The sequence below is a fragment of the Vibrio sp. VPAP30 genome (genome assembly GCF_001188205.1).
GTDB classification, from domain to species: domain Bacteria; phylum Pseudomonadota; class Gammaproteobacteria; order Enterobacterales; family Vibrionaceae; genus Vibrio; species Vibrio bivalvicida.
Genome location: NZ_LBLS01000038.1, coordinates 371,093 through 387,351, shown reverse-complemented (window position 1 = coordinate 387,351; position 16,259 = coordinate 371,093). Strand labels below are relative to the sequence as shown.

At 42.8% G+C, this 16,259-nt stretch carries 16 protein-coding genes; 10 read left to right on the top strand and 6 right to left on the bottom strand.

Features of this window, described 5'->3' with window-relative positions:
• Positions 1-175 precede the first annotated feature (175 nt).
• Entirely contained in the window at positions 176-793 is a 618-nt protein-coding gene (locus ZX61_RS19475; RefSeq protein WP_049846256.1) for an OmpA family protein, read from the top strand.
• A gap of 170 nt (positions 794-963) precedes the next feature.
• Here ZX61_RS19475 and ZX61_RS19470 read toward each other — a convergent pair whose 3' ends face one another.
• Together ZX61_RS19470 and ZX61_RS19465 are read right to left on the bottom strand one after the other, a co-directional pair.
• Positions 964-1,209, bottom strand: a complete 246-nt coding sequence (locus ZX61_RS19470) for a YgjV family protein (RefSeq protein WP_004749658.1) — start codon at positions 1,207-1,209, stop codon at positions 964-966.
• A 299-nt stretch (positions 1,210-1,508) separates the two neighbouring features.
• Positions 1,509-1,826 (bottom strand): DUF496 family protein, encoded by a 318-nt coding sequence (locus tag ZX61_RS19465; RefSeq protein WP_049846255.1) that lies wholly within the window; start codon positions 1,824-1,826, stop codon positions 1,509-1,511.
• A 184-nt stretch (positions 1,827-2,010) separates the two neighbouring features.
• Here ZX61_RS19465 and ZX61_RS19460 point away from each other — a divergent pair, with 184 nt between their 5' ends.
• From ZX61_RS19460 to luxQ, 6 genes are all read left to right on the top strand, one after another.
• Positions 2,011-2,205: a hypothetical protein gene (locus ZX61_RS19460; protein ID WP_049846254.1), complete on the top strand. Its 195-nt coding sequence runs from the start codon at positions 2,011-2,013 to the stop codon at positions 2,203-2,205.
• 33 nt (positions 2,206-2,238) lie between these two features.
• Positions 2,239-2,892: a YceH family protein gene (locus ZX61_RS19455; protein WP_049846253.1), complete on the top strand. Its 654-nt coding sequence runs from the start codon at positions 2,239-2,241 to the stop codon at positions 2,890-2,892.
• Positions 2,892-3,194: a GIY-YIG nuclease family protein gene (locus ZX61_RS19450; protein ID WP_049846252.1), complete on the top strand. Its 303-nt coding sequence runs from the start codon at positions 2,892-2,894 to the stop codon at positions 3,192-3,194. Before ZX61_RS19455 ends, ZX61_RS19450 begins: the two co-directional genes overlap by 1 nt.
• 85 nt (positions 3,195-3,279) lie before the next feature.
• Positions 3,280-4,437 carry a conjugal transfer protein TraF gene (traF, locus tag ZX61_RS19445; protein WP_049846327.1) on the top strand — a complete coding sequence of 386 codons (1,158 nt, stop codon included), beginning with the start codon at positions 3,280-3,282 and terminating at the stop codon, positions 4,435-4,437.
• A 149-nt stretch (positions 4,438-4,586) separates the two neighbouring features.
• Entirely contained in the window at positions 4,587-5,684 is a 1,098-nt protein-coding gene (locus ZX61_RS19440; RefSeq protein ID WP_049846251.1) for an autoinducer 2-binding periplasmic protein LuxP, read from the top strand.
• Positions 5,684-8,230, top strand: coding sequence for a quorum-sensing autoinducer 2 sensor kinase/phosphatase LuxQ (gene luxQ, locus ZX61_RS19435; protein ID WP_049846250.1), 2,547 nt, complete (start codon positions 5,684-5,686; stop codon positions 8,228-8,230). The genes ZX61_RS19440 and luxQ overlap by 1 nt, the downstream gene beginning before the upstream one ends.
• A gap of 61 nt (positions 8,231-8,291) precedes the next feature.
• Here luxQ and ZX61_RS19430 read toward each other — a convergent pair whose 3' ends face one another.
• From ZX61_RS19430 to yccS, 4 genes are all read right to left on the bottom strand, one after another.
• Entirely contained in the window at positions 8,292-9,551 is a 1,260-nt protein-coding gene (locus tag ZX61_RS19430) for a hydroxymethylglutaryl-CoA reductase (RefSeq protein ID WP_049846326.1), read from the bottom strand.
• Between the two features lie 91 nt (positions 9,552-9,642).
• Positions 9,643-9,924, bottom strand: coding sequence for a hypothetical protein (locus ZX61_RS19425; protein ID WP_049846249.1), 282 nt, complete (start codon positions 9,922-9,924; stop codon positions 9,643-9,645).
• 54 nt (positions 9,925-9,978) lie between these two features.
• Positions 9,979-10,140: a hypothetical protein gene (locus tag ZX61_RS24395; protein WP_167350311.1), complete on the bottom strand. Its 162-nt coding sequence runs from the start codon at positions 10,138-10,140 to the stop codon at positions 9,979-9,981.
• 204 nt (positions 10,141-10,344) lie between these two features.
• A complete protein-coding gene (gene yccS, locus ZX61_RS19420) occupies positions 10,345-12,510 on the bottom strand; it encodes a YccS family putative transporter (RefSeq protein ID WP_049846248.1) in 2,166 nt (721 codons plus the stop codon).
• 254 nt (positions 12,511-12,764) lie between these two features.
• On the opposite strand from yccS, the gene helD reads away from it, so the two are divergent.
• The 3 genes from helD to ZX61_RS19405 all read left to right on the top strand — a co-directional run bounded on the left by helD (position 12,765) and on the right by ZX61_RS19405 (position 16,205).
• Positions 12,765-14,825 (top strand): DNA helicase IV, encoded by a 2,061-nt coding sequence (helD, locus tag ZX61_RS19415; RefSeq protein WP_049846247.1) that lies wholly within the window; start codon positions 12,765-12,767, stop codon positions 14,823-14,825.
• A gap of 9 nt (positions 14,826-14,834) precedes the next feature.
• The gene (gene cutA / locus ZX61_RS19410; protein ID WP_049846246.1) at positions 14,835-15,155 is read left to right on the top strand and encodes a divalent-cation tolerance protein CutA; all 321 of its coding nucleotides are present in this window, start codon (positions 14,835-14,837) and stop codon (positions 15,153-15,155) included.
• Between the two features lie 210 nt (positions 15,156-15,365).
• Positions 15,366-16,205: an isopenicillin N synthase family dioxygenase gene (locus ZX61_RS19405; protein ID WP_049846245.1), complete on the top strand. Its 840-nt coding sequence runs from the start codon at positions 15,366-15,368 to the stop codon at positions 16,203-16,205.
• Positions 16,206-16,259 lie beyond the last annotated feature (54 nt).

Genomic DNA, 16,259 nt, shown 5'->3' with positions numbered 1-16,259 from the left:
AACTACGCCCATAGAGGATTGAATGATAATTGTATTTCGAAAGATGAAATTTGAATAAGGAATGTGCGATAGCCACTACATTTAACATGTAAGAAAAAAAGTTTGCCTGTTGGCTAAAGTAACAGCGAGATTGCCGATATAGATAATGTATCGGCATGGAACTTACGGTGAATCAATGAAGTACTTAATCTTTCCTTTAATTCTCGCACTTGCAGGGTGTGGCAGCCTACCAAAGGACATGACTCTATTAGGTGGTGATCTTCTCGATACTGCACCGACATCTGACTTTGAAGTTCGCTACCCTGAATGGGGTGTAGCGCCGGTAATTGTTTCGTCTGGTGTGAAAGGACCTATGGGGCAGCAGAGAACACAAAGCTACAGTGATCTGCAGAGCTTTTTGGTTAGCAACGGTGTCGATTATGAAATACTACCAGGGAATCACGTTATGGTTAAACTCAAAGACACCATAAAGTTTAATACTGGCTCATCACACGTATCACCAGACTCTAAATATTGGTTGAACATGATGGGAAGCTACCTCGCGACGCAGCCTGGTATCGATATCGTTATCGACGGACATGCGGATAGCACTGGTGCTCCTTCATTGAATGACAAACTTTCAGTAAAGCGTGCGACAGCAGTCAAACAGCAGTTGGTGCGTAACAATGTTGCGATGGATTCCATATTCACCCGTGGCTATGGCGAATATGTACCCGCCTGTAGCAATAAAACCAAAACAGGCAAAGCGTGTAACCGACGAGTAGAAGTCCTGTTTATTGTTGCCAATAATTAAGGACGTTAGGTTTTACAATCCTGTAGATACAATAATATGATTTGTCCGCAACGCCTTGGCTTTTCAGTCATGGCGTTTTGTCGTTGGAAAGTGACTCAAGCAAATTATACATAACGAAAAGCCCCAGATTAGCTGTCTAATCTGGGGCTTTTTTAAATAGTTAGGCTTAGTTAAGCGGCGCTTTTAACTTGTTCGCTTTTTTTTTCGCTTTGCATTTTTGCAAGGAAGTATACGTTAACGCATGCGATGAAGCCGTTAGTTACAACGACAGGCCATGCATCAATCATAAGCCCGTAAGCAGTAAATAATGCACAACCAATGAAGTTTAAAACTCGTAGTCTAACGATGTCTTTCATTGTTAGTGAAATCGCAACCATAATTGATGCTGCGTAACCTAAAATTTCAACCATATCCATAATTTGACCCTCTATAATTTTTGCCGAACTTAGTCGGTACCAATTCTTCTCGTCTTGAGATAAGTGAGGAAGCTCCGTGCCTCGAATGGTCTGAATGATTAACTGGTGTGAAATATAACAAGGCTAAATATGTGATAAAAGCCCGAAAAATACGAACGGAGAAGGTTAGCGATTACGCAAACGTTTTACGTTGTTTGCAGAAATATTATAACCATTCATGTTGGTTGGCTATTACTATATTAAGCTAAAAAATAAAGCCCACACGTAAGTGTAGGCTTGGCATTCGATTGGTGAAAAACTTACTTTTTCTTACCTTGAATAACTTTATCTTCTTCAGTCAACTCGCGGATACGGCGGCTGATGTCACGGCGTTCTTTTGAAATTTCCGCGCTCTTGATGATATGGTCGTCAACGCGGTCTTCGTAATCCGCTTTCATGTTTTTGATGATGCCAACGATCTCTTCGTTGCTCATATCTGGCTTAATGTAATCAATCAGGTTTTCTAGTAGGTCGACACGTTTACGGTTATCGCGTACTTTCTTTTCATTATCAATAAGCTCACGTTTTAGCTTATTCTTACGACGTGCTTGAGACACGATTTCAATTACACCACTCATAGGTCCCTTTCCTAATTTTTGAATAACTAACAAAGATTAAATCACAACAATCAGTGTGAGAACAGCCCTAAGATCAATCATTACAGTACGTTGACGCTTTTATCACCAATCTGTTGGCATCTGATTGTGACGAATGAAACTTCGAGATATGATTTAAACATTGAAAGCCAACGTGTAATACAAAATGAGGACGTCACAAATCATTATCCCTGTGGTTGAGTCTGATGAACAGATTCACCGATCAAAGAAGTTGCTTGATGCTTATAGAAAAGAGCGTGCTCAGCAAGAGATGACTGAAGTAGAGCTAAACCGTAGCAAAATAGTGATGATAGATGAGAACGGAAATATCAAGAAAGTTCCCATCCTCTCCGAGCACTGATGCAGTGTTTGTGAACAAGAATAAGGAAGTAACATGAATATCGAGCTTACGCCTATTGAAGCGCGTGTAATTGGTTGTCTTATCGAGAAAGAAGTCACTACACCCGACTACTATCCACTTACACTCAATAGTTTAACAACCGCATGTAACCAAAAAAGCAACCGTGAACCTGTTATGTCTTTGAGCGATGCAGAAGTCCAAGACGCGGTAGATGCTTTAACTGCACGCAGGCTGGTTAGTGATGAAAGCGGATTCAACAGCCGTGCCAACAAATATCAACATCGTTTTTGCAACACAGAGTTTGGTGACCTCAAACTAACAAAACAAGAAAAAGGGATAGTGTGCTGTATGTTGCTTCGTGGTGCACAAACTCCAGGAGAACTCCGTACACGCACTAACAGGCTTGCAGAATTTGTTGATGTAAAAGAGTTAGAATCTGTACTTGATAGAATGGCATCCAGAGAAGATGGTGCGCTTGTCGTTAAATTGCCGCGTGAAGCTGGAAAACGCGAATCGCGCTACATGCACCTATTCAGTGGCGAAGTGGATGTGGAGGTATTAATGAGCTCAACATTCACTCAAGCAAGCAGTAGCAGTGGTCGATTTGAACAGTTAGAACAGGAGGTAGCGAGCCTTAAGGTGGAACTCTCTGAATTGCGTGCGCTAGTTGAGCAGCTAACCAATTAATGCTGGAACAAGTATCGAATGATAAAGATGCGCGTTCGAATTGGTACGTTTACCTGATTCGAATGCGCAACAATGCTCTTTATTGCGGCATTACCACTAATGTAGAGCGACGCTTTAAGCAACATCAACAAGGAACGGGTGCTAAAGCACTAAAAGGAAAAGGACCGCTTATATTAGAGTGGTATCAAGGAGCCGGCGACAATCGTAGTAGTGCCTCTAAGCTCGAATATCAAATCAAACGCCTATCTAAGCAGAAAAAAGAGCAACTCATCACAAGTCAACAGCGTCTTACAATTGAATAATAAGCAACCAATTGATTGCTTATCCAACAATATCTTGAAATTGTATTAATCTTGATTATGAGTAATCAAAAAGGTTGATATGGATATGAATCAATTATCAAAACTATCAGTAGTGGTCGGTCCCTTAGTTGTCCTTTCATCCGTTCAGGCTGCGACCGTTGTACCGGACGGAAGAGGCAACGGTATGGGCAACACTGGAGTAACGAGTGCAGACTATGTCCTTGCCCCATTTTACAACCCGGCGCTAACGGCAGTGCATAGAGACGAAGACGACTTTGGCTTACTTGTTCCAGCTATTGGGGCAACATTAAGAGATACCGATGAGTCACTTGACACTATTGATAGCCTTCAAGATACGATTAAAGCATTTGAAAGTGGTGGCAGTACCGATCCCGTTCAAGCTGCTCAGTTGAATAGCTACTTAACCCAGTTATCCGATAACAAACCGCTTTCTGTCACTGGTGGGCTAGCCATTGCTGTAGCATTCCCAATAGATATCGTTTCCGCAAATGTCTTTTCACGAGGCTATGCAGAAGTGGTCGCTTCTCAAAAAATAGCAGTAAACGGCGGCGATACACCAACAGCGGTTAAAACTCGCTACGAGTCTTCAACTGTAGACATGATTGCATTTGGTTACACGGAGTTTGGTATCGCGTTTGCTAAGCGGTTAACGTTTAAAGGGCAAGATATTTCGATTGGTGTTAGTCCTAAGTACCAACAGTTAAAAACCTATAAGCAAAGTCTCTCTGTCGAGGATTTTGATGTAAGTGACTACGACGAAAGTGAGACCAAGCGTAACACTTTTAACCTTGACTTAGGTGCAATTTGGTTTGTCGATAATTACCGCCTTGGTGTGGCGATAAAAGACCTGTTCTCCAAAGAAATTGACACCCTCGATATTGCGGGTGTGAGTACATATAAGCTCAATACTCAAGTTACTGCATCGGGAGCTTACACGATGGAGTATCTAACCGCGACGATTGACTGGGATCTAACCAAGCAAAAAAGATTTACGAATGTCGCAGATGATACACAGTTTTTGCGGTTAGGTGTTGAAGGCAATGCGTTTGGCTGGGCGCAGTTACGTGGGGGTTACCAATTTGATATTGAAGATACCCTAGATGATTCGTTTACACTCGGTATTGGGATTAGCCCTGGCGATTTAGTAAGCATCGATTTAGCAGGTAGTTATGCAGGAGATAACCAATTTGGAGTATCAGGGAATTTGTCTTTTACGTTCTAAGGTGGATTAGGCATAATGAGAAAAGCCGAGAAATATTAATAAGTTGCATAATATTGAAGCAGTCTTGGCTTACTCATTTACGTTGGTTATAGAAAAATTCTAATATAATAAATATATGTTCTGTTTGGCTAGAATTAAGAGAGAACTAGATGTCTAAAAAAGCGATATTGCCTTTAGTTGCGCTGTGTACGTTTACGGCTTCAGCACACACCACCCAAGTCCTCAACGGATATTGGCAATATGATGAATATCTTGATGCTCATCCAGAGCAAAAGCAATTAACCGAAGCTCTAAGTCAAACGGTGAGAAAATATCCGACGCCATTGGCAGTGCATCAGGCTGATCCAGTGACCATTTCGGTCGTATACCCAGGTCAGCAGGTATCTGACTACTGGATTCGCAACATCAAGGCATTTGAAATGCGTTTGGAAAAGCTCGGAGTTGACTACGAGATAAACCAAGTGTTTACTCGTCCTAGTGTTGATGTAAGGCAACAAAGCTTATCGCTATTAGAGGCAGTTCAAAACAAGTCTGATTATCTGATTTTTACCCTAGATACCACAAGGCACAGAAAGTTCATTGAACATGTATTGAGCTCTACTGATACCAAGTTAATTCTACAGAATATCACGACACCAGTTCGTGCTTGGGACGAGCAGCAACCCTTTATGTATGTTGGCTTTGACCATATCAAAGGGACAAAGGTGCTCGAACAGTACTACAAAAGCTCCGTACCGAAAGAAAGCCGCTACTCGGTACTTTACTTTTCAGAAGGCTACGTCAGTGACGCAAGAGGAGACACTTTTATTGAGGAGATGAGCCATCACGACACGTATAAGCTCTCTTCATCTTTCTATACTAAGGCAACGCGCGAATCTGGCTATGACACTGCCAAAATTGCCCTAAATAAAGACCCAAACCTTAAGTTTATCTATGCTTGTTCAACCGATGTAGCGTTAGGGGCCTCTGATGCTCTAGCTGAGTTAGGCCGACAAGATGTAATGCTTAATGGTTGGGGTGGGGGAACCGCAGAGCTGAAAGCAATCAATGAAGGTACCTTAGATGTTACTGTGATGCGTATGAACGACGATACCGGTATCGCAATGGCAGAAGCAATTAAATGGGATCTGGAAGATCGTCGTGTACCACACGTTTATTCAGGAGATTTTGAGCTAGTGACTAAAAAGGATAGTCCGGCGCGTATCGAAAAACTAAAGCAGCGTGCATTTAGGTACTCTGATCAATAATGCGTTTTAATAATGAACATGGCAGAAAACGCCAACTCGCAACGATTCTAACCAATTCACTTTTTTTGTGTATTGGCGTATTGATTGTTGTTGTTGTGCTTCAGAACTACCAAGTTAACCGAGATGTGGTAGCTCAAGAGGTCGCGAGAACGAAAAAGCAAACTAAGAGCCTTGTTCAAGAGATCTTCAACTTACGAGTGAAATCGTTGGAGATTACGCAAGATAGTTACAGCAGAAATCGGATATTGGTCGAGGGTGCTCTCGCAAAAAATGTTCAGTCACTAGACCGTTTTTTCAACAGTATTGACCAACTATCTCCGGATGTTGCACCTGATTTTCGATATATACGCAGTAACGATAATCTGATCTGGGACGATGGCAATTTTCAATTCTATGGTATTTCGAAAAGCCAAATAAACCATTTGAGTGCAGAGATGAGCACGGGGCCGGATTGGCATATTTCACAAACGCCTTCATCTTTAGGGGTGAGGTATCTTGCAATGCGCCGTACTGCTATCGTCGATATCAATTCTGGTGAAGTGGTAGGGCACCTCTATATTGGCATTGTTTTAAATAATAACTTCTCGCTTGTTAATGCGATAGCGAAAGGGGGCAATGCGGACGAAATATTGCTGGCTGTTGGCTCGGAAGTTATCGCTGCGAGTACGAAAAATCAAAGCTTTAAGCATATTGAGTGGTTAGAACAATCTTCCAAGTCGCTTAATGCGAGTCGTTATATGGTTTCGAGAACTGATGTAACGATAAACAATGTACCGACTTTTCTGTCTGTTTATACCGTGCAAAGTAACGAACACATAATGGCTTTTGTACAAAGCCATTATGTGTGGATCTTGGTTACGGCAATGTTCGTTGTCGGGATCGCGATTTACACCCGGGTTTGGCTAGGGCAGAGGGTCTCAAATGAACTCCAAAGCTTGATGCGTTACACAGATGCAACAATCCAAGAACAGAAGGTGACTAAGTTTGACGGGTCTAGCATTGAAGAATTTGATCAAATTGCGAGCTCATTCGAGCGTTCTTTCAAGCGATTACATGAGCAAGAAAAACAATTTGCGGATTTGTTTAATTTCTCACTGTCTCCCATTACTTTATGGGACTCCAATGGTGAATTAAACAGGTTTAACCCTGCAGCGGAGCGATCATTTCGCCAAGGTCGTGCCCAAGAGCAGCTGATCGACAGCCTAAGGCCGCATATTAGAATGTGTGCACAAGGGGCGACGTTAACTGGCATCAATACAACGATCGCGAGCAAGACATTCCGCTGGAATTTATCTCCGATATCCAATGATAACAACATTACTCATATCATGGCTCAGGGGCAAGATATCACCAGCTTTATTGAAGCTGAGAGACAAAGTGAAGCGGCGCGTGAACAAGCAGAGGAATCAGCAAGAGCACGAGCTGATTTCCTTGCTCGAATGAGTCATGAGCTTAGAACGCCACTGAATGGCATTCTTGGTGTCTCACAGTTGCTAAAAGGTAAAATGGAAGACGAACAAGATGTCGAACATATGGACATTTTGTGTAATAGCGGAGAACACCTACTAGCTGTGCTTAACGATATACTCGATTTTTCTAAGATAGAACAAGGTAAGTTTCATATCGAGAATAGAGTTTTCCGCCTTTTGGAGCTCACGACGACGGTCGACAAGATATTTAAACCTCTTTGCGACAGCAAGGAGGTTAACTTCATTGTTGCAAGCAATATCGATGACAAAATGTGGGTGTTTAGTGATCAGGTACGCTTGAACCAGATAATCTTTAATTTAGTAAGCAATGCAGTGAAATTTACTCATCAGGGACAAGTTCGAGTTGATTTAAATTGTGAGCTTAAAAATAATGGATATCTATTGTCGATAGACGTGCAAGATTCCGGGATAGGAATAGAGCACAAGCGATTAAGAGATATCTTCGAACCCTTTGTACAAGCGGAGGCGACAACCACGAGGGAGTACGGTGGAAGCGGGTTAGGATTAGCCATTGTCCATAGTCTTGTATCGATCATGGAAGGTAAGATAACCGTTGACAGCGAAGTCGACAGGGGAACACGTTTTTCTGTTAAAATGCCACTGCAAATTGGCAAAGAAAAAGTATTCAGTGTTGGGGATCTAGAGGCTGAACCAGCAACATTGTTCAGCGAACCCCTTCATGTGTTATTGGTTGAAGACAATCATACCAATGCTTTTATAGCCAAGGCATTTTGTGAAAAATATGGAATGAAAGTTTCTTGGGTCGAAGATGGTATCAATGCCATTGAGATGTTGAAAAGCGACAGTTCTATCTCTCTGGTGCTAATGGACAACCAATTGCCGAATCTTGGTGGAATAGAGGCAACAGAGATCATTCGTAATGACCTCGAACTGGCTGTGCCAATTTATGCTTGTACTGCGGATGGGATGCAAGAAACTAGAAACGAGTTTCTAAGAGCTGGCGCTAATTACGTGATCGTGAAACCGATCAAAGAGGCGGCGTTAAACAAAGCCTTTGTCTATTTCAAAGAACATCACTATTCTTTGGTAGAGTGAAACAAAGAGCATCATTATCTGAATATGATGCCCTTGAAACCGCAAAATATTGGAGGGCTAGTTACCGCGCCAACTTTTGATGAGCACGCGAGAAGTGATTGGCACAAAAGGCCCCCACAATTGAAAGCTCTCCCGCTAAACAGAGCGCTGCAGCTACTTCAGCAAGTGCTTTAGCATTGCCATTTCCATGTAGTTTCATAATATCTAAACATGCTTTTTGCGTCGGCAACCCTGTTCCGCCTCCAACAGTACCGATCATTAAGTTCGGTAAGGTGACAGATGCGTATAAACCACCCTGTTGATTGACTTCCATGCGCGTGATTCCGATTGCAGACTCAGATACACAGGCTGCATCTTGCCCGCAAGCGATATAGAGAGCGGCAAGTGCGTTAGCATAATGGGCATTTACACCGATTCCGCCACTGAGCGCGGAGCCCGTTGTGGTGACTTGTCCAAAACGCATCATCTTTTCTGGAGTAGTGTGTAAATACTTTTCAATTAGCTCTTTGCTCAAATGCACTTCAGCGGTCACTTTTTTACCACGCACATGACGCAAAGTATGCGAATTGGGTTTTTTGTCTCCCGATAGGTTGCCATCCAAAAATGCCTCGCTTGGTTCAACGGGTGAGTGTGCCAAAATAAAGCAGTAGACTTCGTTGGTAGCGATAGTGACCATGTTCTGCCCCGAGGCATCACCAGTATGGTACTCAAATACCAAATAGACATGGTTACCTTCAATATTGACGTTGATGTCGTGTAGCTTTCCATGCGAGGTTGTTGATTCAGCAATGTGCTTAAAATGATCATACTGGGTGACCACCCAGGCAACGAATTGACCAGCTTCTACCAGTGAGTCAAACATAAACACTGGTGTACGCGTAACCCCTTCATTGATCAACATAGTGCTTGCACCACCCGCGATGGTGATTAACTGAGCTCCGCGGTTATATGATGCGACTAAGGCAGCCTCAGTGGTGGCGAGTGGTACGAGGAAATCATCATTGGCATGGAGTCCATTAACTCGGAGTGGACCAGCAACCCCTACGGGAAGTTTCACTGTCCCGATAAAATGTTCGATGTTTTTATTATACAAGTTAGCATTGGCTAGCGTGTGTTCATCAAGCAAGGCTGATTGATCGGTTAGCGTATTTAACTTTGACCAGCGTTTAGACAAGTTTTTTTCAGATATATAGGGGCTGGGTGTAAGCCGTAGCTCGGGTTTGCCAAAGCGGGGACTGAGTTTTTGTTCTAATTTTTCGCCGTTTGAGTCTGGTAGTGTGAAGAGAGATTTATCTTTTCGAGCAAGGTTTAATTTCGGCATTACGATTAAAAACAGTAAATTTGCGAGCATTTTAGCGCATAGAGTAGGGAACACAATGGTTGCTTAATGGATTGCTACAATTTCGAGCCAGTTAAACGTGGATGTCGAGTAAGGTCCCAATCATCTCTTGGTCTCTTTGAATCACATTGGTGCCGATCTTACTATATTGCTGAGCACTATTTAGCTTAGTTAAAGATTCGATATCTGACGGTGGTGGGGTAACCTTAAATTCAACTTGATTGAAATCATAGGTATTGTCTTTTGGTATCGATTGCAGTTGTTGGTTACGCTGGATTTCATGCGCAGCATCTTCGGCCATCTTGGATGACATATCAATGATTTGATAGCCAGATTGCACAGAAGAAACAGGCATAAGCACCTCCCTTAATTAAAGCTTAAGGTGTGTTTGCATTTTGGGCAAGTTGTGCTAAGAAAATAAACTTGAGATCATTTGCAACTCCTCATCGTTGACGATTATTCTGTCGTCGCCGTCAAGTTTACTGTTGATTTCGCCTCTCAGCATACGCAATTGTTGTGGCGTAAGTGATTTAATTTGAGCTTTCATTGCTTCAAATTGTTGTGGAGTCATATTTTTGCACCTGTTAATCGATGAGCTATCGGACTTATACAGGTAAGAGATGTCTCCTTTCATCGTCTTACTCTCGTACTAATAATGTACAAGTAATTTTATTTTGACGCTGTCGGCTTTTTGTCCGAATAATGTCAGAGGATGTTAAAAATAAGTAAGCGAGTTAGTATGAATAACTAGTAAATATGATGGCTCGCAGGTCTATTAGTTAGGTTTATGTACTACTCGCGCTGCAAATTTACTGGCTAACGAATGTAATTCAGGCAGCATTCGATAGACCAAATGAAGTTGCTGTAGCACCATTCTTACAGAACTATCGTCTTCTTCCCGCCACTCTGCGAGTCGTTGTTCGAGTACGGGATCGTCTATGCCGCTGGTATCGCAATTGTCACACTGTTCGTTGAGTTGAGTGTGAAGGACACTCAGATGTTGATGTATGACACGATGAGCATCGAGAATAAGCTTATGTGTGTGTTCGTCTGCAATTCTTGTTCTATGAGCGCCAAGAGCCGATATGTAACTTAGCAACGCGTGGTTCAGAGTTAAAAATCGGTAGCTTTCGTCAATGGCCGAAATGTAACGGCCTGGCTCTGCGAGCATATTGCTGATTGCTGAGGTTAGGTTTGCATCCTCATTATGAGCATTACGTCGTGCCACTCGATAGCTAAGACTGTCTTTTTTGCCGACTCGGTATTGCCCAATGATTTGCCCCAAATAATGTTGATTCGCGCCAATTGCGTCAGCCATAACTCTGTGGAGTTTTTTCGATTGCCAGTCGGGAAGAATAAAGGTCACGGCAGCAACGGCAAGGATACAGCCAATCAGGGTGTCAGTGATTCGAGGCAATATTACATCATAGCCTTGACCCAATTGACTAAAACAGAACAGCACCAAAACAGTAATAAAACCAGTTGCGTAGCCATAATTTGCTAGTCTCAATGCGAAGAAAGCGACACCCGAAATGACTACCAGCAGTAGCTGGCTTTCTTGAGATGGAAACAAGGTGAGTAATGGAACACCAATAAAGATACCCGCAAAGGTTCCGAGTACGCGAGCGACGAGTTTTTGCCGAGTTGCACTATAGTTTGGCTGACAGACAAATAGTGTGGTCAACAGTATCCAATATCCCCGTTCTATGTCTAAAGCTTGAATAATTCCATAACCAAGGGTTAGAGCGATGGACATCCGAACAGCGTGTCTAAACAACATCGAATCTTTAGAAAAATTAGATTTAATGCGCTGCCACATGACTTTTAGGTTATGGGCTTCTGTGTCATCCAATACTTCTTCTTCTAGCTTATTAGCATCTGGATTATTGACGTTACTGAGCTGCTTTTCGACCGTAGCTAGGTTATTGAACAAATAGCTCAGTTGCGCGAGCAATGAGCGCCATTGCGGATTGTCTTGTTCATTTAAATAGGTCAGCGAGTTTTGTAACTCGTCAAGCGCGATAATAGAGTCATCGCGGTGTTGATACTCTTTGCCTAGTCGGATTGCTTTGGCAATATCTCGACAAGACTTAGCTTGATTTTGCAGCAGGTGTTTAAATCGAAACAGCACATCAAAACGCTCAAAGTGCTGCGCTAATTCTTGATAACGATAGTGGCTAGAGCTGATCCGCTCATGAATATCTTGGGCAAGAAAGTAGGTGTTTAAGAATCTATCGCTTGCTCCATCGACATGACCACGCTTAGAACGTGCCAAAAAGGTTGCTTTACAGGAGTTCAAGGCATGGACAGTGGCGGCGTTCAGTCTGGCTTCTTCTATGCGATATGGTTGCGGTTTTAGGTTAGAAACTGGGTAGAAAAGCTGACTCTTTGAGTCGAGGTAGTTCGCTAACTGAAGAAACACGTTCGCCAGATTTTGCTGTACGGGTTGCATTGGCCATAGCGCGTGCCAAACCATAGATAAAAAATAATACCAGCTTGCACCTGTTAACAACATCAATGGTTGAAACCAGATATTGGTGCTCTCGTGGGCACCCAACATGGTGTAAATCGCGATCAACAATGAACCAAACGCAATGCTGGCGTAGCGAGGTCCAACTGCGCCAAGCATAATAAACCCGAAAGTTGAGATAAAAAGCCCTAAGGCAAACAGCCAAGGTGTACTGAACAACATCTCAATTGATAAGGCTGCGATGGCAAAACAGACCAAGGTTAGCGATTGAGACTTTAAACGTCCGGTAAAACTGTCATCACTTTCAGCTAGAGCAGCGGCTATCACTCCCAAAATTAGAGGGACAATGAGGGAATTAAGTTGCAGGTACCATGTAGGTATGACAACGCCAAGAAGAGTGACGAGTATCAGTAAACTATAGTTGAACGTTTTGTTTGCCCAGTAATGGCGAAGCTGACTTAATAAATTCACTATCAGATAACTATGTTTTGGTAATTGACGCTAAATTAGCACAGCTTCTATGGTAACGACCTGATCCAAATAAAGATACTATAGAGTTTGCTTGAGTTTTATACAGGTTACCGATTGACGGATTAACGTCAGTCAGATATTGACTAAATTGTGTTTTAATTTAGAACTCTTACTTGCAAATTTTGCCGGAAACTTGTCAAAAGCAAATTTAATTGCGTTATGATGTTGATAAGACAGATTAAAGGCTTAAAAGAATGCAGCTAACCGCAAACAAGACTGCACAGTTTTTTATTCAGCACGAATACTATCATATAAAGATTGCTTCAGACTCTCTCATTCTTGGTTCTGAAATGAGTGAAGAACATATACCATTTAATGTTTGGAGCGGTCGCGTACAGATTAAAAGTGGCCTTATTTGGGGCGGGCTGCTGTTTTTCGCCCATGAACATCAAGGAAAGCAAAGAGCTTGGTTGGTTCAAGGTCTCCCGTTAAATAAGTGCCGTGAGTTTGCCAGATATGCTGTGGCTGCCTATCAGCAATGGCACAGACACCAATGCCAACAATTGAACGAGTATTTACCTCAGTGGGAGGAGAGTGTTCGACGCTTTCATCTTCAGCCGTCATTTTTGACACATTCAAAAGTCGCAAAGTGGCGCGAGCAAATTTCACATAACTTCCAGACAATGAATATGACGCTTAATGATGCAAAGCTGCGTATGCCTGAGCGTATGGCATCTGTCGAGCCTTGGATTGATAATTCTGACACTGAGTTAAATGCAAGAAACGAGAGCTGGATAGAAAACGAGCTAGAGAATTGGCAAGTACTGTTTTCACAAATCGAGTCGTCTCCACTGAATTATTCTCAAAAGCGTGCAGTATTGCTTAACGATGACAATAACTTGGTACTGGCGGGGGCTGGCTCCGGAAAAACAAGTGTTTTAACGGCGAGAGTGGCCTATTTGTTACAAAGCCATTTGGCGCGCCCTGAAGACATTCTTATGTTAGCGTTCGGTCGAGATGCCGCTGAAGAGATGAGCCAACGTTTAAGCAATAAGATTGGAGCGGGTGAAAAAACCGCTAAGGTTAGTACCTTTCATAAGCTTGGTTTACAGATCTTAAATCAAGTAGAACAAAGTGATGTCACTATTTCGCCGCTTGCGTTGAACGACAATCAGCGCCAGAACTGGTGTATTGACTGGCTGAAAAAGCATTGGATGACTCCTACCAACTTTAAGCGTTGGCAAAAACATTTATCTAAGTGGCCAATTGCCTACCTGGCAGGCGATGATGAACTAGGGAGCCATGTAGAAAACCCCAAGCTTATTGCTTGGCTTGAAAAGCAAATGATGCAATTAGCCTCCATGGGCGCCACGAAAAAAGAGATCCAACAACGCTTAGTCGAAAATCATGAATACACACGGCTTAACAGTGAGCTCGCATTGGTATGGCCATGTTACCAAGCGTGGCAACAACAATTGAAAGAACAAGGCCATATCGATTTCAATTTGATGATTACACGTGCGACGCAATATGTTGTGAAAGGTAAGTTTAAGTCACCATGGCGCTATATCATGGTTGATGAATATCAAGATATTTCCCCGCAGCGACTCGCGTTAATTGAAGCTCTGTGCAATCAAGATGAGGCTTGTGTTCTGTTTGCTGTCGGTGATGATTGGCAGTCTATCTATCAGTTTGCGGGGGCTGATGTCGACCTGACAACAGGTTTTGCCGAACGATTCCCAAATTCCACAGTTCACTACTTGGATACGACGTATCGATTTAACAATAGGATCGGTGAGGTGGCGAATCAGTTTGTGCAGCAAAACCCCGCACAACTGGAGAAAGCGTTAAATAGCCATAAACAACAAAAAGCAAAAGCAGTCACGCTAATGCCACTTGCTAATGTTGAGAAGGTGCTTGATCAGTTGAATCGAAGTGCTAAATCGTTGCAAAGCGTTTTGTTATTAGGGCGGAACCATTACCACAAACCTGAACTGCTTTCAGATTGGCAAAAACGCTTTGCTTTACTCTCGATAGAGTTTATGACTTGTCACGCGAGTAAAGGAAAAGAGGCAGACTTTGTGATTATTCTCAATGTCGATGAAGGTCAGTTTCCAGCAAGAGTGAAAGCTTTGCATGTCGAGGGAGCCTTGACTCAATCAAATGATCAATTTCCTTATGCCGAAGAACGAAGGCTTTTCTATGTGGCCATCACCCGAGCGAAGAAAAAAGTCTGGATCGCTTATACTGGAAGTGGTTCAAGTTTTGTCAAAGAGCTTGTCAATGATGATTACCCAGTCATCGTACAGAAGTAAGGAATCGTAATGAATGGTCCATTTTGTATTGTACTCACCACGACCAATTGCCGTGAAAACTGCAAGCAGATCATTAACACTGTGTTGGGTAAGCGACTTACTGCATGTATACAAACGATGCCGATTGAAAGCCATTACCTGTGGCAGGGGAAAGTATGTTGCGACAATGAGACATTGTTAATTATGAAGACCACAAAGGCTTGTTATGCGCAACTTGAACAAGCTATCGCGTCCATCCATGAATACGAAGTACCGCAGATTGTTCAAATCCCATTTGTCGAAGGATTTAACCCTTACTTGGCATGGATTGAAGAGAATACCCGCTGCTGAAAGGCTTTCTCTCACGACTGATAATATAACGGCTTTCAACTGCTCTATTTGCGGCTAAAATCTGCACGTAGTCACAAATACTGTTGGAATTTAGCCTTTTTGCACACTCTATGTCCAAATGACTGTCACCCGTGGCTTATCGTTTGCTTTACCAAATTGTCACAATTACAATCGTTTGCTCATATACATAACGATTAGAAAGTAAAAGTCATGAAACTGGAAACTGTCGATTATCAAGCGGAAAATGCTGCCGAACTGTTTGTTACGTCTTTACGTGAAACAGGCTTCGGTGTTCTAAAGAATCACCCAATTCCAAAAGAGCTCGTTGAGTCTATTTACGAGAATTGGTACAACTTCTTTATGTCTGAGCGTAAAAATGAATTTCATTTTAACGTTGAAACCCAAGACGGCTACTTCCCACCGAGTGTTTCTGAAGTGGCAAAGGGCCACACAGTTAAAGACATTAAAGAGTACTTCCACGTTTACCCTTGGGGCCAAATGCCAGAAGAGCTGAAAGAGCAAATCATGGATTACTACAACCGAGCGAATGCATTTGCTGAAGAGCTTTTAGGTTGGGTCGAAGCTCACGCTCCTGCGGAAGTTCAAGAAAAGTTCTCTGTTGCACTTTCAGACATGATCAATGGAAGCAACAAGACACTACTACGTATTCTTCACTACCCACCAATGACCGGTGATGAAGAACCAGGAGCTATTCGCGCTGCTGCACACGAAGATATCAACTTGCTGACGGTGCTACCAGCGGCGAATGAGCCTGGATTGCAAGTGTTAGGCAAAGAGGGTGAATGGCTAGATGTTCCTTGCGATTTTGGCAACTTGATCATCAATATTGGAGATATGCTACAAGAGGCGTCGGGCGGCTATTTTCCGTCTACAACGCACCGCGTAATTAATCCAACAGGGGCGCGTCAGGAGCAGTCACGAATCTCACTACCACTGTTCTTACACCCTAAGCCAGAAGTGGTGTTGTCAGAGCGTCATACCGCAGATAGTTACCTTATGGAACGTTTGCGCGAACTGGGCGTTATCTAAAAAACGAATAGGAACAGAGTCGCGAGAGCGGCTCTTTTTTTATGGCTCAGGCGA

Coding starts and splice junctions, on each gene's coding strand:
- ZX61_RS19455 (WP_049846253.1), top strand. CDS start 2,239: ATGAATATCGAGCTTACGCCTATTGAAGCGCGTGTAATTGGTTGTCTT.
- ZX61_RS19440 (WP_049846251.1), top strand. CDS start 4,587: ATGTCTAAAAAAGCGATATTGCCTTTAGTTGCGCTGTGTACGTTTACG.
- ZX61_RS19405 (WP_049846245.1), top strand. CDS start 15,366: ATGAAACTGGAAACTGTCGATTATCAAGCGGAAAATGCTGCCGAACTG.
- ZX61_RS19470 (WP_004749658.1), bottom strand. CDS start 1,209: ATGGATATGGTTGAAATTTTAGGTTACGCAGCATCAATTATGGTTGCG.
- ZX61_RS19465 (WP_049846255.1), bottom strand. CDS start 1,826: ATGAGTGGTGTAATTGAAATCGTGTCTCAAGCACGTCGTAAGAATAAG.
- ZX61_RS19450 (WP_049846252.1), top strand. CDS start 2,892: ATGCTGGAACAAGTATCGAATGATAAAGATGCGCGTTCGAATTGGTAC.
- traF (WP_049846327.1), top strand. CDS start 3,280: ATGAATCAATTATCAAAACTATCAGTAGTGGTCGGTCCCTTAGTTGTC.
- helD (WP_049846247.1), top strand. CDS start 12,765: ATGCAGCTAACCGCAAACAAGACTGCACAGTTTTTTATTCAGCACGAA.
- ZX61_RS19460 (WP_049846254.1), top strand. CDS start 2,011: ATGAGGACGTCACAAATCATTATCCCTGTGGTTGAGTCTGATGAACAG.
- ZX61_RS24395 (WP_167350311.1), bottom strand. CDS start 10,140: ATGACTCCACAACAATTTGAAGCAATGAAAGCTCAAATTAAATCACTT.
- ZX61_RS19430 (WP_049846326.1), bottom strand. CDS start 9,551: ATGCCGAAATTAAACCTTGCTCGAAAAGATAAATCTCTCTTCACACTA.
- luxQ (WP_049846250.1), top strand. CDS start 5,684: ATGCGTTTTAATAATGAACATGGCAGAAAACGCCAACTCGCAACGATT.
- ZX61_RS19425 (WP_049846249.1), bottom strand. CDS start 9,924: ATGCCTGTTTCTTCTGTGCAATCTGGCTATCAAATCATTGATATGTCA.
- ZX61_RS19475 (WP_049846256.1), top strand. CDS start 176: ATGAAGTACTTAATCTTTCCTTTAATTCTCGCACTTGCAGGGTGTGGC.
- cutA (WP_049846246.1), top strand. CDS start 14,835: ATGAATGGTCCATTTTGTATTGTACTCACCACGACCAATTGCCGTGAA.